Annotated in this window: 15 protein-coding genes; 10 read left to right on the forward strand and 5 right to left on the reverse strand. The window is 60.3% G+C overall.

Features of this window, described 5'->3' with window-relative positions; all coding sequences use genetic code 11:
* Positions 1 to 130: 130 nt before the first annotated feature.
* Complete coding sequence (locus QQL28_RS44170; RefSeq protein ID WP_284276026.1) at positions 131 to 613, reverse strand: hypothetical protein; 483 nt, start codon at positions 611 to 613, stop codon at positions 131 to 133.
* A gap of 357 nt (positions 614 to 970) precedes the next feature.
* Between QQL28_RS44170 and QQL28_RS44175 the strand changes: the two genes are divergently transcribed.
* The 7 genes from QQL28_RS44175 (at position 971) to QQL28_RS44210 (ending at position 9,983) form a co-directional block, all read left to right on the forward strand.
* Positions 971 to 1,651 carry a hypothetical protein gene (locus tag QQL28_RS44175; RefSeq protein ID WP_284276028.1) on the forward strand — a complete coding sequence of 227 codons (681 nt, stop codon included), beginning with the start codon at positions 971 to 973 and terminating at the stop codon, positions 1,649 to 1,651.
* Positions 1,644 to 2,381 carry an RES family NAD+ phosphorylase gene (locus tag QQL28_RS44180; RefSeq protein WP_284276030.1) on the forward strand — a complete coding sequence of 246 codons (738 nt, stop codon included), beginning with the start codon at positions 1,644 to 1,646 and terminating at the stop codon, positions 2,379 to 2,381. The genes QQL28_RS44175 and QQL28_RS44180 overlap by 8 nt, the downstream gene beginning before the upstream one ends.
* Positions 2,382 to 2,677: 296 nt before the next feature.
* Positions 2,678 to 2,932: a hypothetical protein gene (locus tag QQL28_RS44190; protein ID WP_284276032.1), complete on the forward strand. Its 255-nt coding sequence runs from the start codon at positions 2,678 to 2,680 to the stop codon at positions 2,930 to 2,932.
* Between the two features lie 242 nt (positions 2,933 to 3,174).
* On the forward strand, positions 3,175 to 4,704 hold the full coding sequence (locus tag QQL28_RS44195) for a Wadjet anti-phage system protein JetA family protein (RefSeq protein ID WP_284276034.1): 1,530 nt from the start codon (positions 3,175 to 3,177) through the stop codon (positions 4,702 to 4,704).
* Positions 4,694 to 5,332, forward strand: coding sequence for a DUF4194 domain-containing protein (locus tag QQL28_RS44200; protein ID WP_284276036.1), 639 nt, complete (start codon positions 4,694 to 4,696; stop codon positions 5,330 to 5,332). The genes QQL28_RS44195 and QQL28_RS44200 overlap by 11 nt, the downstream gene beginning before the upstream one ends.
* On the forward strand, positions 5,329 to 8,763 hold the full coding sequence (locus QQL28_RS44205) for an SbcC/MukB-like Walker B domain-containing protein (protein ID WP_284276038.1): 3,435 nt from the start codon (positions 5,329 to 5,331) through the stop codon (positions 8,761 to 8,763). Before QQL28_RS44200 ends, QQL28_RS44205 begins: the two co-directional genes overlap by 4 nt.
* Positions 8,764 to 8,765: 2 nt before the next feature.
* Positions 8,766 to 9,983 (forward strand): Wadjet anti-phage system protein JetD domain-containing protein, encoded by a 1,218-nt coding sequence (locus tag QQL28_RS44210; protein WP_284276040.1) that lies wholly within the window; start codon positions 8,766 to 8,768, stop codon positions 9,981 to 9,983.
* A gap of 303 nt (positions 9,984 to 10,286) precedes the next feature.
* On the opposite strand, the gene QQL28_RS44215 is transcribed toward QQL28_RS44210, so the two are convergent.
* Together QQL28_RS44215 and QQL28_RS44220 are read right to left on the reverse strand one after the other, a co-directional pair.
* The gene (locus QQL28_RS44215; protein WP_284276042.1) at positions 10,287 to 13,391 is read right to left on the reverse strand and encodes a multidrug efflux RND transporter permease subunit; all 3,105 of its coding nucleotides are present in this window, start codon (positions 13,389 to 13,391) and stop codon (positions 10,287 to 10,289) included.
* A 1,287-nt stretch (positions 13,392 to 14,678) separates the two neighbouring features.
* The gene (locus QQL28_RS44220; protein WP_284276044.1) at positions 14,679 to 15,587 is read right to left on the reverse strand and encodes a LysR family transcriptional regulator; all 909 of its coding nucleotides are present in this window, start codon (positions 15,585 to 15,587) and stop codon (positions 14,679 to 14,681) included.
* A gap of 100 nt (positions 15,588 to 15,687) precedes the next feature.
* Here QQL28_RS44220 and mhpA point away from each other — a divergent pair, with 100 nt between their 5' ends.
* Together mhpA and QQL28_RS44230 are read left to right on the forward strand one after the other, a co-directional pair.
* Positions 15,688 to 17,262, forward strand: a complete 1,575-nt coding sequence (gene mhpA / locus QQL28_RS44225) for a bifunctional 3-(3-hydroxy-phenyl)propionate/3-hydroxycinnamic acid hydroxylase MhpA (protein WP_284276046.1) — start codon at positions 15,688 to 15,690, stop codon at positions 17,260 to 17,262.
* On the forward strand, positions 17,235 to 18,323 hold the full coding sequence (locus QQL28_RS44230; RefSeq protein WP_284276048.1) for an alpha/beta hydrolase family protein: 1,089 nt from the start codon (positions 17,235 to 17,237) through the stop codon (positions 18,321 to 18,323). The genes mhpA and QQL28_RS44230 overlap by 28 nt, the downstream gene beginning before the upstream one ends.
* Before the next feature lie 235 nt (positions 18,324 to 18,558).
* On the opposite strand, the gene QQL28_RS44235 is transcribed toward QQL28_RS44230, so the two are convergent.
* Complete coding sequence (locus tag QQL28_RS44235; protein WP_284276050.1) at positions 18,559 to 19,800, reverse strand: cytochrome P450; 1,242 nt, start codon at positions 19,798 to 19,800, stop codon at positions 18,559 to 18,561.
* Positions 19,801 to 20,303: 503 nt separating this feature from the next.
* Between QQL28_RS44235 and QQL28_RS44240 the strand changes: the two genes are divergently transcribed.
* The gene (locus tag QQL28_RS44240; RefSeq protein ID WP_284276052.1) at positions 20,304 to 21,494 is read left to right on the forward strand and encodes an acyl-CoA dehydrogenase family protein; all 1,191 of its coding nucleotides are present in this window, start codon (positions 20,304 to 20,306) and stop codon (positions 21,492 to 21,494) included.
* A 323-nt stretch (positions 21,495 to 21,817) separates the two neighbouring features.
* Here the strand turns inward: QQL28_RS44240 and QQL28_RS44245 are convergent.
* Positions 21,818 to 22,104 (reverse strand): transposase (locus QQL28_RS44245; protein WP_284276055.1); only part of this gene is annotated, 287 nt, incomplete at its 5' end.

Consider the following 22,104-nt stretch of genomic DNA (forward strand, 5'->3'; position numbering starts at 1 on the left):
GCTTGCCGATCCCTGCAGCTACCGGCATTTTGTGCCCAATCCATCGGCATAACTTAGATTGCGCCACTCAACCCGGGCGTTTCGCGACAGAAACTAGTCTAGCAACCGCCGCAAGCTCTCGTGTGCTCGATTATGCTGCAGCAGGCCGCCCGCGATCGCCTTCCGGGTTTGTGCTAAGCAGCCGTCTGCGAATGGCTTCCTCAACGAGTGCTAGGGCTTGTCGCGCTTCACGCGCATCAGCTTCGGCCACTTGGGCGCGAAGTTCTAGAGCGGTCAGCTTATCTTGCTGCGCCTCTATCCGCGACTTGGCTTGCTCCAAGGCCTTAGAAGCATTCTGGAGCTTTTGTTCGGCGTTTATGCTTAGTTCACGTTGCGCACGCTCCGCCACCTCAACTCGCATTTCTGCCTGCCGCAGCTTCTCTAAGGCGTTCCTACACTCTTCCTTGGTGCGAGCTTCCGTTTCACGAGCCTGCTCTTCTATGCCGCGGAAGAGGTCGGCTGCTTGATGTACCAGGTCGAGAGCTGTTGCGGCCGTGCCTCGTGCCGAGGCTTGAGAAGGCCCCAAGAGCCCCTCGCCCCGCCCAACTGACGCTTCGAAAGTTCGCTGCGCCATGTGGTCCAAGCTCCATCGCAGATAACTACCGGCAGCATGGTGGGAGGTCGTGGTTAATGGATCGTTAAGGATGGGAATCACCGAAGCACGAAGGCACGCGCACGCAGGCAAGTTGTGAGGCCGAAGCACCTATGACCTCTGCGGCGGCATCATCTTGTTGCCAAAAAGTGCGGCAATCGGCCCCTTGTTCTCGAAAGCGATCTGAACCAGTTCCTTCAAGGCTTACCGAGCTTGTGAGCTCAATCACCCCAAAAACGAGGTTGGAACCGGCCTCGGAGGTCCTGCAGACAGACTTGAAAAGACTTGATGATTTTGGTTATTACACTATATTGATAACCAATATCATCGGTGAAGCCCATGACAACCGCAGAAAAAGCCCTTGAGCGCTCGGGTGTCGGAACCGTTACCGGGACTCCCGACGAAGTCCGAAAGAAACTTGCCCATCTGCCGGTGGATCAAGTTGTTGCTTTGACATTGCAGCATAGCAACAAAGCGCTTGCTCACGCGCTCCTAGATGCGGTTGCCGGCCTGGCCGCGCTGATCCCTAGCATCATTGAGCGCCGTCACGAGGCGAAATACCAGTCGATCATCGAGGCTATCGTGCCCGACGTTCCAATGCCCCAACACAAGCTGATTGAGGCCCGGATGACAGCCGAAGCCCGCAAAGGCGTGCTGGAGACCGGCGAATGGATGACGGCAGCAGAGGTCGCGGAGATGGCGGGGTTTAGTGCGAGCAATCCCAGCGCTCAACCGAATAAATGGAAAAAGGATGGGCAGATCTTCGCCGTGCGTCATCACGGAGTAGACTATTTTCCAGGCTATGCTTTCGGTCCATCGACGGATTATCGACCGGCGAAAGACCTGGCACGAGTGCTGGAGGTCTTCCGCGGAAAAAAGGACGATTGGGGACTCGCCTATTGGTTTGCGTCGGTCAACAGCTTCCTTGGTGGCAAGCGGCCGCAGGACTTGCTGATTAGCAAGCCCGATCGCGTTGTCGCAGCGGCCGAGGACGAGGTAGCCGGCGTGCTCCATGGCTAAGAAGAAGCCCGGTGTGCGCCGCCCGGCTGCCCGGACGAAGGCAGCCAAGTCGCCGCCGGCCCCGCCTTTCCCATCCCCGCCGTCGGTTGTACCGACTCCGCCCGCCGGCCTTGCCAATCTGGTGAACATGATGACCTGGCCGAAAGGCCAGGTCATTCATCGGATCCACCCAAATGCCTATCGCAGCAGCCAATTCAATCCAGGCCCGTATGGCAATGCCCGGTTCAGTCCAATCAAAGCTTCGAACGGCGCGAACATCCCTACTCTTTATGGCGGCACGGCCTTCGATTGCGCAGCCATGGAAACCGTCTTTCATGACGTGCCTTTTGTTGTTGGACTAAAGACCTTCGACAAGCAAAAGTTGGCCGGCCACGTTTATTCGCAAGTGACGCCGAAACGAGGTCTCAAACTCGTCGATCTCAGCGTGACGTCACTCAAAAGGCTCGGGACTCCACGCAGTCAGCTTATCGATACCGAAAAGAACGAGTATCCGAACACCCGGACTTGGGCCGAAGCTATTCACGCTGCTTGCCCCCATGCCGAGGGACTTTGCTGGGTGTCGCGCCAAGACGATCGTGCTTTGGCGATCGTGATCTTCGGCGATCGCGTCGCCGCGGCGGATCTGGCGCCCGCGGGCGCTCCGCTAGACCTGCTGACCATCGACGCCGTGTACGCAGACCTCGTCGTTCTCGCGGACAGGATCGGCGTCAAGCTTGTCGACGGCAAGTAGTCCACGGCCCCAAGAGTAAGGCAGGTCACACTTCGACTGACACAATCTGTGATTCAATCGAGTTGTTGGCGCACTTTTTGGGGGATGGTGTGCAACGCCGAAGAATATTGTCATTTTCTGCGACAGTACTGGACATGCCGGCGGCATCAATTTCGACCAAGCCCGAACCAACGTCTACAAGCTCTACCGAGTCTGTCGCCGCGGCCCGATGAGATCGAGCATCCCGCGCGCGCCGGCGCGCGCGTTTCCGCAGATCTGAAGAGACAGGCCGTCGAAGCGGGCTCGCGGCGCACTACGTGGGAAAGCGCCTCGGGATCCACCACAAGACCGTTGCCCAAATGGGTCGAACACTCGCCAAGACCGCTGGGATCGATGCCTATGCCGAACGCATCGCTGCGATGATCGAGGCGGATCCGGCGCGCAGCACCGACCGTCTTTGGGCGGAGTTCAAGGAGAAGGAAGGGTTCGATGTAGCCTACCGCGGTTCTCCTGCTTCCTCGCGGAGATGGGGTTTCGCGCGATCCTTTGTCTCCACTTTGGCAGAATGGTAACAATAATAAATTCAATGGCTTGCGATGAAATTGTTCCGCTGGAACTGGAACCGTCTCCAACCTGCGTTGGCACCGTGCGACTCTCGGGGGCTCGACAGTGCCCGGCCTAGAAAGCTATATAAGAACATACTAAGAACTATTCCTCCGGTTGTACCCTTTCGAAATCGCTCTCAATAACAATATCTCCGGCGCATCATGAGTTTAAGGGGCCGACGCGCAGTCGGCCCGAGGAGCAGTGTCCATTGTCCTTGTTCCGCCATTTGCATGACGACGCGTTTCTGGCCTTTTCGCGCGATCACAAGCACCTGTACGCGGCGTGTCTGCTCGACCTCCACGAACGCTTCTTTTCGGGCGCGCCGGCATTCCCGACGCCGCAGCAGGTTGTCCACGCCATCTACGACGTCATGAGGGCCAATCCCGCACTGTGGAGCGAGGGCGATGATTTCGGCAGCCTGCCGGAAATGATCTCGGCCGGTCGACGCCGCATCCGCAAGGCGGATGTCGCGCTCGCCTCCGAGAAGGGCGACAAAGCGCTCGGTCTGGCACGGCAGCTTTACGCGCGGCTGCTCGGTTGGGGATGGCTCGAGGAGGAGGAATATGGACTGCGGGTCACCGTGGATATGGCGATGGGACCTCTCCTGATCATCCAGCGGTTGGCGAGCCTCAACAAGGATCTCTCGCAGCGGTTCGGCGGCTTGATCGTGCAGATCCGCCTGAACCTGGAAGCGGTCGAAAAGCTGAGGCCCGAGATCACCGACCGCAAGCAGCGCGAAGCCGCACTCGCCGTCCGCGAGGCGCGCAACCAGGCTGACCAGTTCACCAAGAGCCTGCGGGCCATTCTGGCCGACCTGAAGCGGATCCGACGGACCGTCATGGAGTCGAAGACGGTGGCTACGCGGTTGGAGGCCTTCTTCGAGGAGTTCGTCGATCAGCTCCTGCTGAAGGACTTCGAGTCCATCCTCACCGTCAACCATCCGTACCGCTTCCGTGACGCAATCGTCGACCTTGCGCGGAGGATCTCCTACACCCCGGACACCATGCAGGTCCTTGCCGAGGAGTACACCGCATCCAGCATGGCAGCGGACGTCGAGGATGGGCGGATGGCTGCGGCGGACGACCTGCTCGCCATCGAAAGCATCTTCGAACAGATCGGTGAGATGTTCGAACGGATCGAGGCCTTCCGCAGGCAGCTCGAAGCCCGGGTCCGCAACACGATCAAGTACGCCGAGCGGGGCGGGCAGGGACTCGTCGGCCGGGCCGGCGACCTAGTCCGTCGACTCGACGCCCTGCTGCGGGACGGCAGGCACAACAAGGCGACCGTCGAATGGAGCATCGAGCCGCTACGGTCGCCCTGGTCGGAACATCATCAGGCGCCGGCCAGGCAACCGCGCCGCCCCGTCGAGGCAAGGGAACTCGCCGGGCCGCCCTCGGACCCGCTCTACGAGCTGCGGAAGAAGCTCCGTCTCGAGTACATCGCTCGCATCGCACCCCGCCCCGAGGACGTCAGACGATTCCTCGAGGGCCAGGTGCTGCCATTCGCGACCAAGGAAGCCCGCTTCATGGAAATCGATTCCGTGGACGACTTCCTCGCCTTCGATTGCGCCCGCCGCTACGCACTGACGGGCGAGGTCCCGGCGCAGATCGCGGCCGGGTTCGATCTGGAGCCGTGTCCGGATACGCCGCCACACGACAGCGAATGGCTCCGGTGCGCGAACTTCGTGGTCAAGCGATCCGGCCCGCTCCGAAACGCGAGGGCGGCCCATGCTCAGTGAGTTCGAAAACATCGAGCGCTCCTCCGGCGCGGAGAAGGCGGCCGACCTCCGCAAAGCGCTACACTTCCTGCTGCGGCGGCAGTTCGTGTTCGCGGGAGATCCCCGGACTGGGACGGTCTACAACATACTCATGGACGGTCGCTTCCGCGACGTGGTCGACGGGTTCTTCGACAGTTGCGGATACCGTGTCCATCGCGATCCGGAGGCACAGTGGGCCGGCATCGTCGCCATGGACGAGGACGTGCCGTTGCCCCGGATGAAGCTCGACGAAACCATCGTCATGCTAGTGCTGGCAGCAAACTGGCAGCAGGAGGTGAACGTCGGAGCGGTCGAGGACCGGGCCGTCGTGGTCGCCACCCTAAATGACCTGTTCGACCGCTACCGCGAGATGGCCCAACACGGCGGCGGAGGCGCGATCTCGGCCGCCCGCTTCCGCGACATCCTGCGCGAGGCCGCCCAACGCAGCCTGGTCGAGATCGGCGACTTCGACGACGAGCAGCAGGACTGCGAGATCAGGATACGCCCGATGATCAAGCTGATCAGCGGCGGCGACGCCCTCCAACGGCTCGAGCGCTACGTCCGCAGCGAGGAGGCCCGGTTTCCGCAGCCCGCGGGAGACGAGGCATGATGCAGCTACGCCACCTCACAATGGTGAACTGGCACCTATTCGACATCGCCGATATCGACGTGACTGGACACGTCGGGGTCCTTGGCGAGAACCGGTCCGGCAAATCGACGATCCTCGACATGGCGCAGGTCGTTCTCACCGGCGGCAGCCGGCGGTTCCTGCGCCTGAACGCAGTCGCCGGCGACAGCGGAAAATCGCGCAGCGGCTCGAAGCGCAGCGTCGTCGACTACTGCCTCGGCACGCTCGGCGAGGACCAGCGCCGGCGCGACGAGGCGCGAACGTACATCGCGCTCGGTTTCGAAGACACAGAAGGCGCTCGGCCGCCGGTCACGATCGGTATGGCGCTCGAGGCGCGCAAGTCCGACAGCAGGGAGACCGTGCTGGCGCTGTTCGTCGTCGTCGGCGCCGTTCTGAGCTCCAAGGATTTCATCGAACAGCGAGGACAGTCGCAGTTCCCGGCGCAGTGGGAAGACGTGCGCGCCGGGATCGTCGCGATGGTCGGCGAAGGCAACTTCGTTAATCACCGCGACCGGGCCGGCGACTACGTCCGCGAGTACATGCGCCATCTCCTGCCGCATTCGCCCTACGGCGAGCAGAACGCCAGCGCGCTGCAGAAATCGATCGTCAACGCGATGACGCTCGATCACAACCAGACGGCCACGCAGTTCGTGCGGAACTACATCCTCGAGGATAGTCCGATCGGCATCAAAGAGCTGCGCGAGTCGATCCAGACCTACCGCAACATCAGCGAGACCATCAGGAGGATGCGCCTCAGGCTCGAAGCCCTGAGGGCGCTTCGGGTCGTCCTCGCAGCTCTGGAAGAGGCGCTCGAGACCAAGTTCAGGGAGGAGTGGATCGCCAAACGCGCGGCCTGGCTCGCCGCCCGAGCGACGAACTTGGACTTCAAAACCAAACGGCGTACCGAGATGGCGCGCCGGGATGCCGCAGCGGCCGAACTTGAATTTATCGAGGAGGACGTCAAGGCCATCGATAACGAGGTCGAACGCCTCACCGCCGCGATCGCCGAGCACGATGCCAAGACCGGAAGGAAGTCGCTTCAGCAGACGGCCGATGTGGCCGCGCAGGCGGCGCACCGCGCCTCGGCGGACTTCAAGGCGCGCCTGGACAACATCCGTCGCCTGCATCCGCTCCGGGCAATGTGTGCGGACGCTTTCGAGGACTTCGTCCCTGCGCTGGAGCGGCTTCTGACCGTCGCCACCGGCGCCGACATCGCGCTCGTCTCCGACGAGCTCTCCGCGGCCGAGAAATCCTTCGCGGTCAGCGGCGCGAAATGGCTGCCGAAGATCGACGAAGCGCGTCAGGCGATCATTGCGGACCTTTCAGGGCTCAGAGGCCGGCGCGACGAGGTGCTCGAACGCATCCGACAGCACGCCTCCGGAGGGGCGCGGGCCTATCTCGGCGATGACACCGAACTGCTCTGCCGTAGCCTCCGGCAGAAGGGAATGGCCCCGCGCGTGCTTTGCGACATGATCGAAGTCGCCGAACCCGAATGGGCGGGAGCCGCCGAGGCGCTCCTCGGCCGAGACCGGGAGGCCGTATTCGTTGACAGAGCAGACATCGGCGCTGCCACGGCGATTTTCAAGGAAGGTCGCCGCGAGTTCCGCCACGCATCCCTGGTGAGCCTGAATAAGCTCGAGCAGTTCAGGGCCAAGCCGGAACGCGGCACTTTCCCGTCCATTTTCCGGAGCCAGGATCCGGACGCGATGGCGTTCATCATGCGCCGCTACGGCACGGTCCGTCTCGCCGACACGCTCGACCAGTTCAACAGGCCCGGCCGGGCCATCATGAAGGACGGCCTCTACGACGACGGACTCGTCAGGACCCATCGCTGGATCGAAGCCTCGCAGCACAAGATCGGAAAGGCAGCCCAGGCGAACGCCCTGCGCTCCCTGCAGGATCAGGCCGAGGAGCTGGATCGGATCCTGACCGACAAGGGCAAGGAGGCCCACGCCGCCGAGCAAGCTTTTTCCGCTCTGAAGAACATCTGCGATGGACGAGACGATCTGAAGGCTTGCGCCGCGGCCTTCGCGGCCGCGCAGACCGAGATCGCCGAAGCGCAGGCCAGGCTCGATGCGCTCGACGGCGCGGGCGACGGCGGGCTTCGCGACAAGAAGAGAGCGCAGCAGAAGCTGAAGGACAAGAGGCTCGGCGAGAGAAAGACCCAGCAGAAAGTGTTTGGCGAGCATGACGGCGAGGTCAGATCGGCGGAGAGGAGGCTCGGAGAGGGCGAGAACGTGCCCGGCTCCGAGCTGAACCTCCGGGTCGCTCGGTCGATCTACCGCAAGACGTTTCCGCTCTATTCCGCCGCGAAGGGCAGGGTCGTCTACCGCGAGCGCCTCGATGCTGTAGCCCAAAAGGGATTCGCGGAGAAACACCGCGCCATCGCCGACAAGGCGCTAAAGGATGCGGATGCCTCGGACGCCGAGCGCGCTCGGATCGAGCGACGGGTCCGTGAGCTCCTTTACGATTACTTCGACCAGTTCGGGATGAGCTCGCAAGTCGGCGCGGAAAGCGAGCCGCTACGGGAGGTGAAGCCTTGGATGGAGCAGCTCATCTCGGATATCGAATCCAACGAGCTGCGCCAGTACGAACGGCAGGCGCGGGAAGCGGCAGAAAAGGCGTCCACCCTTCTGCGCGGCGAGTTCATCAACGCGCTCACGGCCCGGATCGGCAAGATGGAGCGGGAGCTGCAGTCGTTGAACCGTAGCCTTTACGCACATCCCTTCCACAACGAGCGATATTCGTTCCATCGCACGCAGGTTGTGGAATTCCAGCCCATCCTGAAGATCATCGAGATCGCCAAGACGTCTCCGGAGGCGCTCGACATGCTGTTTCGGGGCGACGTGCCCGACGACTTTCCGCACAAGGATACGATCCTTGCGCTCGAGGCGCTGCTCGAGGACCCCGACAAGGACTTCACCCAGTTCGAGGACTACCGCAACTTCTACACCTTCGAAATCCACATGGAGGATGTCGCAACCGGCCGCTCGACCCGCTGGGAGCAGCGGCGCGGCACCGGATCCGGCGCCGAACAGCAGGTGCCCATCTACGTCGCCATCGGCGCTTCGCTGGCCGCCGTCTACGGCAGCGCCGAGCGTCGTGCCGGCAAGCCCGCCGGCTTCGCCCTCGCCATGTTCGATGAGGCCTTCTCCAAGATGGACGGCAAGAACCAGCGGCAGATGATGAGCTTCTACAAGAACCTCGGCCTTCAGTTCGTGATAGCGGCGCCGTTCGAGAAGCGGGTCGCCGTGCTCGAGCACATGGATACCATCGTGGAGGTGGACCGGATCGGCGAACAGTCCAGGGCCACCGTGGTGGAACTGAAAGAGAAGGCCAAGCGCGAACTGATGGCAATCGATCCGGACCTGATGTCTGAAGATGAACTCGCCACCCGTCTGGCCGCCGAGTAGCCATGGCGCGGCGCTTCACCGACGCGAACGGGCTGCTGAACGACCTGGTCGACCGCTTCGAGGCCGGAGCCGCAAATCCAATCGCCCACCCGGACTATGCCGCCTTCCCATCGGTGGTCGTGGCGGACGCCTTCCTGAAACAGATCAGGGAAGTCGAAAGTGCCGGCGCGGTCTCCCTTGGCTGGGGCCGCGGCGCCAAGCGGGACCAAGTCGCACACGTGCGGCTGGCCTCGGCGGAGATCCTATACCGATACCTCGGTCGCACCCCGGCGTCGCGGATCGCGGAGGACGCCGCCGCGCGGCTTGTCGCCGGATCGGCGCTGCACGACAAGCTGAAGAACAGCTCCTCTCAAATCGTCGAGGTATGGGGGAGGGGGAAGACGTGGCACGGCTTCGCTTCGTCCGACGTCGACACGCTACGCCACGCGTTCGTTCTCGCTCAAGCGATCCTAGACAACAAGCATCTCGATGTCGACTACAAGACCTTCTCGCGACGAACAGTGGGTCACAGCAAGACGCTTGAACGCATCGAGGGTGCCGTGGTCCGGCTCCTGAGCGGCATCATGGAATTTCCGCCGGGCGCGCGGCCCCGCGAGGCACTGCGGGCAATCGGACTGGAGCGCTTCGCACCGCCGCTGCTGATCGCGGGCAAGATCGACATCCAAGGGGCCGATCTGTCCACAATCGCGCCGCTCTATCTCGGGATCGCACCCAAGGAGGCAGATCGCGTCCGCTTCCGGGCGCCGCCAGCCTACGTTTTGACGATCGAAAACTTCGCAAGCTTCAACAGGCACATCGCCGAGGCCGACCCCAGTCGACTGGGAATGACGATATACGTCGGCGGATATCCCTCGCTCGCCACCCAACAGGCCCTGCGGACGATCGCAGGAATGGTGTCCGAACAGACCCCGATCTTTCATTGGTCGGACATCGATCCGGACGGCACCTGGATCTTCCACACGATCGAGCGCGCCATCGGACGTCCGATCCGTCCGCACCTGATGAGCGTCGAAATCGCCGAGCGCTCGGGACAAGTGCCGTCCAAAAAGTCCGCACCCGCTCGATGCCCACCGGACTCTGGTATCGCAGCGGTGGCAGCGTACCTGGCCGAAGATGGCGCCAAGACGCTCGAGCAGGAGGAGCTTGACCCGATCTTGCCCGGAGTCGCCACACTGCCGTCGGCGCAAACTAGCCGAGAACCGTCTGCATCATGTGATTGAGAACCGTCAGCTCGGTTCCAAGCGCATTGGAAATCGGGTTCTCCGTCGTGACTTGAACGACGGTACCAACCTTCAAATGCATGACTACAGGGTTGCCGGTGACAGGGTGCATAGCGACCGTCGGGGAAAAAGCGAAACAGAGGATAGACTCCTGCCGTCTTGGTTCCGCGAAACATCTCGTCGATCTTCGACTGACCGTTGTCGATGACGATGCGAGCTATCATCTGGCGACAAGCTTCCGATACCACCCTCATCGGGACTAGCTCTAGAGCACCAATCGAGCGAACGGGTTGATCGTCAGCTTCATCGCTTGGCAAGGGGGGCATCAGCTGCCCCGATAAGTTCGAGTTCGGCGGCATTTTTGGCGTGGTCGGCACTTGCGGACGCGCGGTGATCGGACGCGATTGCGACATAGACCGCCGGCAGCACGAAGAGCGTGAACAGCGTGCCGATGGACATGCCCGCGACGATCACGAGCCCGATCGAGAAACGGCTCGCGGCGCCAGCACCCGTTGCGGTCAACAACGGTAAGAGGCCCGTAACCATTGCCGCGGTGGTCATCAAAATTGGACGAAGGCGGACGCGTGCCGCCATCTCGATAGCCGAGCGGCGATCGAGTCTCTCCTTGAGCTGCAGCTCATTGGCGAACTCGACCATCAGAATACCATGCTTGGAAATCAGTCCGACCAGTGTCAACAGTCCGACCTGGGTGTAGATGTTCATCGTCGCCATGCCAAAAAACAGCGGGATCAAGGCGCCGACGACTGCCATAGGCACGCTGATCATGATGATGAGCGGATCCCGAAGACTTTCGAACTGTGCCGCAAGCACCAAGAAAATAATGATGATTGCAAACGCAAAGGTGAAGGCGAGTTTGTTACCCTCCTGCACATATTGGCGGGCGTCGGCGAGGAAGTCGTGGCTGAAGCCTGCGGGCAGTTTCTTTGCCTCCCCGTCCAGGAAATCCACAGCCTGACCGATCGTGACGCCGGGCATCGGTACGGCCTGGAAGGTCGCGGAGTTGAGCTGATTGTAGTGGGTGAGCGCGTTCGGATCGGTCGCAGTCTCGATGGAAACCAAGGTTGACAGCGGCAGCATCGAGCCCGTCGCAGTCTTCACATAATAGCTCCCGAGTGATTCCGCCGTCAGGCGCTTCTCGCGCGGCACCTGCGGGATCACTTGGTAGGAGCGGCCCTGCAGGTTGAAACGATTGACGTAGTTTCCGCCAAGCAGGGTCGCGAGCGCGCTACCGATGTTCTGCATTGTGACGCCAAGATCGTTGGCCTTGGACCGATCGACCTTGATTCGCACCACCGGCTGGTTGAACTCAAGGTCAGAGTCGCTAACCATGAACAGGCCGCTCTTGCGCGCGGCGTCCTTTAGCTTCGACATCTGCTCATAGACGGACTGGAAACCTAGTGTCGAGTTGATTACCATCTGCACTGGTAAGCCGCCCGAACCCCCCGGAAGCGGCGGCAGGCTAAAGGCAAATGCGTTGATGCCTTCGATTTTGGACAGTTCGGCCTGGGCTAACGATTTTAGCGCGATCGAAGACCGCTTGCGCTCGTCCCAAGGCTTGAGCAACATGCCGGCCATGCCGCTCTGCGGACCGCTGATGCCGTTGATCACGAAGCGCAAGTCGGTCTCGGGAAGCTTCTGGAACGCCTTATCGAGTTTGGCGCCGTAATAGTCGAGGTAGTCGATATTTGCGTATTTCGGCGCCTTGGTCAGAGCGAATACGACGCCCTGATCCTCCTCGGGTGCGAGTTCCTTGGAAGTATTCATATAGAGAAAGCCGACGAGGCCCAGCATGGTCAGCGCAAACAGCCCGGTAATCGGGCGATAGTAGAGCGAGCGGTCGAGCAAGCGGCCGTACCAGCGTGTCATGGTGCCGAACACGCGGTTTACATATCTTGCAAACCGCCCCTCCTCAGCGCTCTTCACAAAGACCGAGCACATCATCGGCGACAGCGTCAACGCGATCACGCCCGACACGATCACCGAACCCGCCAGCGTAAACGCGAATTCGCGGAACAGCGCACCGGTTAAGCCGCCGAGAAAGCCGATCGGCGCATACACGGCGGCCAGCGTAATCGTCATGGAGACGACGGGGCCGACGATCTCGCGCGCGCCCTTCGTAGCGGCCTGCTCGGGCGCCGCGCCTTCTTCCAGATGGCGATGAATGTTCTCCACCACGACGATCGCGTCGTCCACCACGAGACCGATCGAAAGCACCATCGCCAGGAGGGTCAGGAGATTGAATGAAAACCCCAGCGCCAGCATCATGCTGCAGACGCCAACGAGCGACAGTGGAATGGTGACGACGGGAATGATGACCGACCGCAGCGAGGCCAGGAAAAGGAAGATCACCGCCACCACGATCACGACTGCCTCAATGAGTGTCTTCTCGACCTCATCAATCGACGATTGAATAAACTTGGTAGAGTCGTAGGCCACTTTCATCTTCAGCGATGGCGGCAGGTTGCGCTCCATTTCTGGAAACAACGCCCGAACGCCTCGCACTATGTTCAGCGGATTGCCTTGCGGGCTTGCCTGCACGCCGATGAAGATTGCGTGCTCGCCGTTCATGGCGACGCTGGCGTCTGTGCTCTGCGCCGCAAGCTCGACTGTCCCAATGTCCTCCATGCGCACAAAGCCGCCATCATTGGCTTTGACAATCATGCGCTTGAATTCGTCGACACTCCGCAGATCAGTGTTAGTCGTGACGTCGGAGAGAACAAAGTAGCCCTTGGTCTGGCCGGCCGCAGCCTGGAAGTTGTTGGCTGCGATTGCAGCCGAAACATCAGCCGGCGACACGTTGCGCCCCGCCATTTTCGCAGGATCGAGCCATAGCCGCATTGCAAAGCTCTGGCCGCCCAGGATGTCCGCCGCTGCGACGCCGTCTACGGTTGACATAACTGGTTGCACCACGCGCGAGAGATAGTCGGAGATCGCGCTGGCCGTCAGTTCCTCGCTAGAGAAGCCGATATACATGACAGCTGTGGTCTGACCGGTAGACTTAGTGACGACCGGATCGTTCGACTCCTTTGGGATCAAATATTTGACCGAGTTGACCTTAGAGAGCACTTCGGTGAGCGCCTCGTTGGGATCGAAATTGAGCTTGATGTAGACTTGGATCGTCGAGGCACCCAGCACTGAGGAGGACGTAGTGTAGTCGACGCCCTCCGCGGATGCGACCGCCTGCTCCAGGGGGGTGGTGATGAACCCCTGGATCATGTCCGCCGAGGCACCAGGATAAGAGGTGGTGATATTGATGACTGTGTTCGATAGCTTGGGATACTGCCGGATCGGCAGAACGGTGGCCGCGCGAAGGCCGATCAGAAGGATCAGGAGACTGACGACGATAGACAACACCGGACGTTTGATGAAAAGGTCGGTAAATGCCATCGCGGGCTCACATTCAAGGACTGATGCAAATTCGTCGGCAAGTCGGGCTACGGCCACGGTCATCGATGAGGCGACTGTGACCGAGACCTCGAGTATGGGGGAAGCGGGGTCGGTTGCTCTCTAAAGGCTCAGGTTCCTAAGCAACACATGCCCTCTACCGGATCAATCGCCGGGCGGACCGACTCGGAGCTGCAGGGCTGAGCCTCTGGGCAAACCCCAAGAAAACGCAACGAACCAGCCCCCTCGTAGCAGCCTATGTCCAAGATCACTGGATTTGGCTTCTGCTGGAACGAAACAACGTCTTGATGGAGCTCCAAACCCGGAAGTGAGCCACTATTTTTACTCAAGTTCGTCCTCACGCCTCATGGCTTGCAACAACTTCCAGCAAACGTATCAAGTCAGCTTTAACTTCGCGCCGCACCAACCGATTGCATTCGCATGATCCCGCTTCGAATCGAAAATACAAGCAACGCAACGGGTGGCTCAACTCTACAAAGGTAAGTGGGCTATATAGAACGGGTTGCGAAACCTATACCAAAGTATGTCGACACAACGCCGGCATGGGCCGCGCGAGACTCGTGACGTTACCTCGGCGCCAACATGGCTCGGCCCACAAATCAATTCTGACGGCTAAATAGCCGATCTTGGTCGCCGAGAGCGTCGAGGCATACGTTGAACTCTGGATCGCCAAGACGGCACTCAATCCGCGCGATGACGATTTCGAAGCAGCTTTTGCGGGTGAACTTCGTGGCGCGCCGAGTCTTTGAAAGAAGCATAGGATATGGGCGGGTCGCCGGATGGTGGTTGGCGCGCTGTCGACCGGTTGGCGGACGGCGAGAAGCACCACTTTGCCGCTGTGTTCGAACCCGCGCTGGGGCAGCGCCGACCGTTACGGTTATGAACTCGGCCAACTTTTACACCTGCGTAAGCGACGACTTCAAATTACGAAGGGAATCTCTCAATCAGCTGGGAACGGAGCTGAAGCGGGTTTTATCGGGGTGGCGCGCGGAAATCCGCGTCCGATTGCGTTATGGTCTACATGCAATTTGTGCTGACGGTATACCAAAAGTCGTCGACCTTATGACTGGCACGACAATCTTTATCAGCATGGTACGATTACCGACGAGGGAGATGATTCCAGCAACTACATGCCCTCACCCGACGCTAGTGCGACGCTATGTGTCGCTGGCGCGATAGTTACTTTTGGCTTGACGGGCGCCATGGCGAGGGCAGCTGAAACGCTTGGCTCTAAGCAAATTTTAGCTATGCATGTGACGGCTTGTGATCTCACGCGATGCGGGATGCCTCCTGTAACATGATTTCCCGCATCCAGATGCTTGCCTGATCATTGTTGTGAAGAGCCGGCCATTGCACGGCCTCCGTAAAGGCCGGTAGCGGCAGTGGAAGATCAACGATCCGCAGCCGCATCGTCGTTGCGGAAAGCCGAGCCAGCCGTGAATGCATGGTCGCGATCCTCTCAGTGCCCAGCAGCAGCGGTGGGATCATGCTAAAGCTCGGCACCGTCACCTCGATACGCCGCTTGTGGCCATGCTCGAGCAGGAGCCATGCCTCGATCGAAGGCCTTCCCGTTGGTCCGAACTGTGCCGCAACGTGGCCCATCGACATGTACCGTTCGAAAGTGAGCTTGCGCGAAAGCTGCTTGTTCGTGTGACAGCCCACGCACACCAGCGTCTCGTCAAACAGCTTTGCTTTGGGGTGCGCGTTTGACATGTACATTTCCGGAAAGATCAGGAAATCCACCTCGCCGCGCCGCAGCGGCTCGTCCGGTTCATCGTCAAACGGAACCAGCTCGAACGTGATGCCGGGGGCCTCGCGTGCGACACGCGCAATCACGGTCCGGAAGAACACCAACGCCATGAAGTCAGACAGTACGACCCGGAAGCGCCGATCCGATTTGGCCGGGTCGAACGTGTCACGCCCGGCAATCGAGAGCTGGATGTGCAGCAGCGCTTTGCGGGCCGGTTCGGCCAGCGCCTCGGCAAGCGGCGTGGGAACGAGTTCGCGGCCACGCATCGTGAAGAGATCGTCGCGGAAATAGGCACGCAATCTGGCGACCGCCGCGCTCATCGCGGGTTGGCTCAAACGGATACTGCGCGCCGCCGCAGTTAGGCTGCGCTTGGTCATCAGCGCGTCGAGCGCGACGAGGAGGTTCAAGTCGAGACCTTTGAAGCGCATGATGCGGCATCCACGTCATCAATATGGTTCATAAAAACAATAGATTGTACCTATGCCTCCCAGTATCACAAGCTGCAAAAAAAAATCCGGGAGGACATTCATGGCTCAGACAGACTTCGATGTGGCGGTCATCGGCTATGGCCCGACGGGCCTGACGGCGGCATCGCTCTTGGGGCAGCTCGGCCACCGCGTCCTGGTCGTCGAGCGATGGCCGTCTCTTTATGGCCTTCCGCGGCTGACGCACATCGACGGAGAGACCGCAAGGCTGCTCAGCTTCGCATGCGACATCGAGGAGGCGCTGCGGGATTCATCGCCGATTAAGTCCTACATTTTCTATAATACGAAAGGAAAGCGGCTGGTGGATGTCGCCGATACCCCCAGCCTGCCGATGGGATTTTCGGCCCATATTTCGATTCATCAGCCGGATATCGAGGAGGCGATCGACCGCAAGGTGCGCACCTTGCCGAACGTCACGGTGCGCCAGGGGACGGAGCTCACCGGCTTGAAGATATCAGGCGAAAAGGTCGAACTCTCGCTAAGGGCAGGCGACGTTGGCGAGACAATGCATTCGCGCTACGTCTTCGCGGCCGATGGTGCCAGAAGCTTCGTCAGGTCTGCGCTCGGGATTGAGCGCGACGACTCCGGCTTCAACGAACGCTGGCTCAACATCGACGGGGAGCGCAAACGGCCGCTTCCCGCAAGCTTCGAGGAGACCAAGCAATATTGCGACCCGGCACGAGGCCACATGTTCCTGCCGATCGGCACAAATCGGCAGCGATTCGAATTTGCTCTGCGGCCGGACGAGGACACCGACGAGATGGAGCGGGCGGAGAGCGCGTGGAGAATCTTGAAGCAATATCACAATGTCGGCCCGGACGACCTTCGGATCATCAGGCAGATCGTCTACACCTTCGAATGCCGGATGGCGCGGAGCTGGCGCTGCGGGCAGGTGTTCCTGGGAGGTGACGCCGCGCATACCATGCCGCCCTATCTCGGGCAGGGCGCTTGCTCCGGTATCAGAGACGCCGCCAATTTCGCCTGGAAACTCGATCTCGTGCTCCGGAACGTTGCGTCACCGGAAGTCCTTGAGAGTTACGAGCCCGAGCGCCGCCCGCATGTCGCCCACATCATGCGCACGGCGGTGATGTTGGGGAAGATTGCCAATACACATAGCCGCACGGTTGCGTTTTTCCGTGACCTGGCTTTCCGATTCAACCTAGTGCCACCGCCACAGCCCTATCCTTCCCTCTCTGCTGGCATCATCCAGGACGACCGTCGCGCCGCCTGGGGAAAGGTTGTGGACCCAGTGCCGCCGCAGGGACGAGTCAGGATCGGCGATCGCGTTGCAAGGCTCGACGACCACATCGGCTACAGTTTCGCACTGATTGCTGAACGCAATCCAGCGGCTAGTCTTGGCCCATCGCGGATGGGCTTTCTTCAGGATCTCGGCTGTCGCGCATTGACGCTCTCCGACGATGCCGGCGCCGGCGTGGAACGCATGCTCGATGTCGATGGAATCTATTCGTCCTATCTCGCCGAAAAGAAGGCTGTGGCGATGCTGGTACGTCCAGACACCAATCTGTTTGGATTTGCCGCCGAGCTGAAGGACGTTGCCGGTCTCGTGGACGATCTCCGGCAGAAAATATCGTGGCGCGCGACGGCGCTGGCAGCTTGAACATGGCATTATCTGAAGAGCAGACTAAAGAAATTGAGGCCCTGTGCCGCGCGATGTCGATCACGCGCATGATCGACTATGGCATGACGCGCGAGAAGGCACTTCTCGCACATCAGCGGGTGCGAGAGGGGAGCCGGTGGGACCTCGTGCTCGAGGCAATCGCACATGAGGACGAACTGCGTGCTGACGCTGCCCATGATGCTGTGACGGCCTGCGAAAGCTGGCACGCCGCTGCCGTGAGCCTGATCTTTGCTCAAATGGCCTTCAATGCGGATAGCGACCGAAAGCGGGAGCTGTACCGCCGTATGACCCGGTGCTTTGCGCGTTTTGCTGCACTGTCGAAATATCCGGCGACGAAGGTGGAGGTGCCATACCGGCAGGGGACATTGTTCGGATGGCATTTTCTACCGGTGGGGGAGCGGACCCGTGCGAGCGTGATCGTGTTAGGAGGCATGAGCGGCTGGTCGACGGCCTATCGTTCGATGGCGGAAGCGCTCTGTCTGCGAGGAATCGACTGTTTCCTGGTAGATGGTCCAGGGCAGGGCGAAAGCAGGCTCGAGGGAGGCATTCACGCCGATGACGACGTCGCAGGCGGCTTGAGCCGCTTCGTCGATCTTGCCTTAATGCGCTCGCCTGGTGAGAAGATCGGGCTATGGGGCAACAGCTATGGCGGGCTCCTCGCGGCGTTAACCGCCATCCGCGACAGCCGTGTTCACGCCTGCTGTATCAATGGGGCGCCACCGCGCACGGAGGTGCCGCCATTCCGCACGGCGCAAGAGCAACTCGCGGCGATGTTCGGCTGCCGCGATCCCGATTTGCTGACCGAACGCGTTTCCGCACTTGTCTTCGAAGGCCGCCGCGCCCCTATCGCCTGCGCGACACTGGTGCTGGAGGGCGGCGCCGATGCCCTGGTCAAGCCCGGATCTCAGAGTGCGTTTCTCGAAGGCAACCCACGATCGCGCCTCAAGTCCTGGCCTGACGGCGAGCACACGATCTACAACCACGCCGACGAGCGAAATGCGCTGGTTGGGGACTGGTTCAGCGCAGTGCTCACAACATAGCCGGAGGCCGCTGGATCGGGATGCGCGTCGGGTCAAGCCAGTTCAAGCGCTCGACACCACCGTTCATCGCTGCTCGCAGATCATTTCAACGTCTGTCCTGATGGCTGCCCAGTTCCCGAGATGCATTCATTCCTTCATGCCGATCAACCGCTTTCGGTACTGTGCAGCAACGAGAGCCGTCAAAGAGGGGACGGAACCGTGCTGCTGGGCGACTCTCAAGGCGGACCATCACAGCCTAAGCTCTAATCTGCACAGGGAGAGCGGAATAACCGTGCACGAAGTTCGACGCAATTCGCTCGGGTTCGCCGACAACCCTGATCTCCAGCCGCGCATTCAAGATCTCTTCCCAGAGGATTTTCAACTGCAGCTCCGCAAGATGTCGCCCAACGCAACGATGGATACCGAATCCGAAGGAGAGATGCTGCCGCACGTTCTTGCGGTCGATGACGAAGCTGTCGGCGTCCTCGATGACCTCTTCGTCGCGGTTACCAGAGATATACCACATGACGACCTTGTCGCCCTTCCTGATTTGTTTCCCACCCACGACGATATCGGCCGCGGCGTTGCGCCGCATATGTGCGATGGGCGTCTGATACCGAATAATCTCCGACACCGCGCTCGACACCAGCTTGGGGTTATCGCGTAGTTTTCGCAGCTCGGAGGGGTGCTGGTTCATGAACAGGAGGCCCCCGGTAATCGAATTTCGCGTGGTATCATTTCCGCCCACGATCAGCAGAATCAGATTCCCGAGAAACTCGCTCGGCTTCATGTGTCGAGTTGCAGGCGAGTGTGCCATCATGGAAATCAGGTCCAAGCGGGCCTCGGCATTCACGCGCTCGTTCCAAAGCCGCGTGAAATAATCCAAGCACTCGGACAAGATCGTGCTTCGCTTGTCCCAGCTGTCGATCGCATGACCTTCTTTCGGATTAGCAACAGCTACGTCCGACCAATAGGTTAAGAGCCGCCGGTCCTCAAATGGAAAGTCGAACAACGTCGCGAGCATCTGCGTCGTCAACTCAATGGAGACCATATCCACCCAATTGAAGGTATCATTCAGCGGCAAGCCGTCCAGAATCGTTCTAGCCCGACGGCGGATCAAGCCTTCGAGCTTCGTCAGATTTTCCGGCGCGACTATCGGGCTGACAGTAGCGCGCTGCTCGCCATGTTCGGGAGGCCCCATCTTGATGAAACTTTGAGTCCAGTGCTTATCCGGCACATCGACAATTGTGACGCCTCGCTCTGACGAAAATGTCCTATGATCTGTATCTATCGCGACGATATCTCGGTATTTCGTTATGGACCAATATGGACCATAAGGGCTGTCTTGGCAGTAGTGAACGGGATCTTCCATTCGCAATCGCTCGAAGCAGCCCCATATGCTGTCGTCCTGAAAGCGCTTGGCTTCGCTTACATCCAGATTGCTCAGCGGCATATGACACGCATTATCGGCTCTATAGTCTGCCAATCGTGTTTTCATGATCCTCTCCGCAGAATTTTCTCTCTCGAAAGCTTGCGGATCCACAGGTCGCTATTCATGGTTCGAGCTGCTGCAGCGTTTTGGTTGCGAGCGGGTCGTCGCTCGAACAGAGTATCCCAAGGTGCAGGCAGTCTCCCCTACCATGTCCGGCAGTAAGGATCGCATTGACTTTCTAAATCGATCGGCTCTAGTGGATGGTCGATGGGGCTTGCCCGCCTGTCGTTGAGAGCTTTCGGAGCGTTCAAGCAGCTCAATAAAGAGCGAGGTCTCTCAATCCTGGTAGCTGAACAGAATTCGAAGGTCGCGCTACGCTTGTCGGCCCGTGCAGTCGTCCTCAGCAACGGCCATAGAGTCCTGTAGAGTCCTGTCCGGCGCACCAGCGCCTTGCGCAACCGCGACGACTTCAAGGCGCTCTACCTCGGAGGCTCAGCGCAAACTGACTTCAGAAAGAAAGTGCTGACGCACGCCGTTGTCTGAACTCGCGGGAAAAGGATAAGCTGACCATGGCTACAGCCGGGCTGGCACACAACTTCGACCTTTATTCTCGGCTGGATGCCGCCATCGATGCGACCGTAAGGGGCAACGCCGACCGCAATGATCTCGAAGGCCGCTTTCCCAAAGAAAATTTCAAAGCGTTGGCGGAGGCGGGCTGGACCGGTGTCTTGAGCGAAACCCGCTTTGGCGGTCTTGGCCTCGGCCATGCCGATTTCGCCGAAGCTGCTTATCGCATTGGCCAGATCGATGCATCGACCGGCCTTGTCTACGTCATGCACGTCGGCGCGGCTCAGACCATCAACCTGTATGGGAACGATGACCAGAAGGAGCGTTGGCTCAGGGCGAAGAACGGCACCCTTCTTGGCACATATTCGACCAGCGAACGCGCGACCGGTGGACATTGGTGGTGCAATCTGTCCGAAGCGTCACGCGACGGCGACGACTATCTGCTTGATGTCAAGAAATCATTCACAACGAGCTCAGGTCAGGCCGATTTCTATGTGGTCCAAACACGCACGCCCGGCGCCAAGGACCAAGCCGACATTGTTTTCTTCATTGTGCACGGAAAGTCTCCCGGGATCGAATCGAAGCCTTGGAACGCCCTCGGGGTGCGCGCCAATCACTCAGGGCCCATCCGCTACAATAACGTGCGGGTACCGCAGCGGGACCGGCTCGGCGCAGAAGGGCAGGGAAAGGAAATCATCTACAATGGTGTCTCGCCCGTCTATCTGATCGGGCTCGGCGCCGTGTGGGAAGGCCTGGCCCGCGGCGCGCTCAATGCCGCTGTCAAGCACACTGAAAGTTTCGTGCACAAGGATCGGAACAAGAGACTTGCAGATTATCAGGCGATCCGGCAGGAGCTCGGCGCGGCCAAGGTGCTCGTCGAATCGTTGCGGCCGTGGCGGCTGGAATTGGCAACAAGGCTGGACGAACTCCGTCGCGCCGGCAAGCCGCAAAGCCAAGTCCTGGTCCCACTCACCGAATTCAAGGTGCATGCCGCCGAGGTCGCGAACAAGGTTGCAGCCGCTGCACTAACAGTGACCGGAGGTTACGGCTATCACCGAGGGCCGATCGAACGTTCCTTCCGCGATGCGCGCGCGGCCATTGCAATGGGCCCATCGAACATCATCGCTCGGGACTGGATCGGAAAATCTCTGGTCGGACTGCCGCTTGAGCTCTTCTACGAAGGGGGAGAATAGGTCGTCGAATGCCCGTCCCGAAACGCGTCCATGCCGCGGAAGATGCGGCGATCAGATTCAAGGTGGCGAACGGCACGTCAGGGCATGGGCAGCCGGATCGCCATCCTTCGGATTTGCCAAGCGCTTCATTGTGTTGATTGCGTCCTCATCGCCGATCGTCATGAGAGCATCCGCAGCGCGCGGTCAAACCTTTCGCGTTCGGAGTAGACATGGCTACAAACCAGGCCGATACGGCGGCATGCTGAGCAGTCGATATAGAAGGAGCGCCCCTTGCTTGATTAACTTCTTCCCTCCCTGAAGGGAGGGGAGTTTTCCGAGGAGCCTTAAGCGGCTCTACGAGATTTGCGGCGGAACGAGACCTCCACCGCGGGCCGCGTTCCGGCCCTGAGAATGTTGCGGGCTGCGTTCACGTCGGCATGCGCCTCGTGTCCGCAATCGTCGCAGGCGAATCGTGCTTGGCTTTCGCGATGGCGTGCGTCGATAGAACCGCATTCGTTACAGGTCCGCGACGTGTTGCGCGGATCGACTTTAACGAGGCGACCGCCGGCCGCCTCCAACTTGTAGGCGAGAAAGGTTTCGAATTGATGCCAGCCGTGTTCAAGAATGGACC

The sequence above is a fragment of the Bradyrhizobium iriomotense genome, from assembly GCF_030160715.1.
Taxonomy (GTDB): domain Bacteria; phylum Pseudomonadota; class Alphaproteobacteria; order Rhizobiales; family Xanthobacteraceae; genus Bradyrhizobium; species Bradyrhizobium iriomotense.

Bases quoted from the DNA above. Each gene is read 5' to 3' on its own strand.
- QQL28_RS44170 (WP_284276026.1), bottom strand. From the start codon at position 613: ATGGCGCAGCGAACTTTCGAAGCGTCAGTTGGGCGGGGCGAGGGGCTC.
- QQL28_RS44175 (WP_284276028.1), top strand. From the start codon at position 971: ATGACAACCGCAGAAAAAGCCCTTGAGCGCTCGGGTGTCGGAACCGTT.
- QQL28_RS44180 (WP_284276030.1), top strand. From the start codon at position 1,644: ATGGCTAAGAAGAAGCCCGGTGTGCGCCGCCCGGCTGCCCGGACGAAG.
- QQL28_RS44200 (WP_284276036.1), top strand. From the start codon at position 4,694: ATGCTCAGTGAGTTCGAAAACATCGAGCGCTCCTCCGGCGCGGAGAAG.
- QQL28_RS44205 (WP_284276038.1), top strand. From the start codon at position 5,329: ATGATGCAGCTACGCCACCTCACAATGGTGAACTGGCACCTATTCGAC.
- QQL28_RS44210 (WP_284276040.1), top strand. From the start codon at position 8,766: ATGGCGCGGCGCTTCACCGACGCGAACGGGCTGCTGAACGACCTGGTC.
- QQL28_RS44215 (WP_284276042.1), bottom strand. From the start codon at position 13,391: ATGGCATTTACCGACCTTTTCATCAAACGTCCGGTGTTGTCTATCGTC.
- QQL28_RS44220 (WP_284276044.1), bottom strand. From the start codon at position 15,587: ATGCGCTTCAAAGGTCTCGACTTGAACCTCCTCGTCGCGCTCGACGCG.
- mhpA (WP_284276046.1), top strand. From the start codon at position 15,688: ATGGCTCAGACAGACTTCGATGTGGCGGTCATCGGCTATGGCCCGACG.
- QQL28_RS44235 (WP_284276050.1), bottom strand. From the start codon at position 19,800: ATGAAAACACGATTGGCAGACTATAGAGCCGATAATGCGTGTCATATG.
- QQL28_RS44240 (WP_284276052.1), top strand. From the start codon at position 20,304: ATGGCTACAGCCGGGCTGGCACACAACTTCGACCTTTATTCTCGGCTG.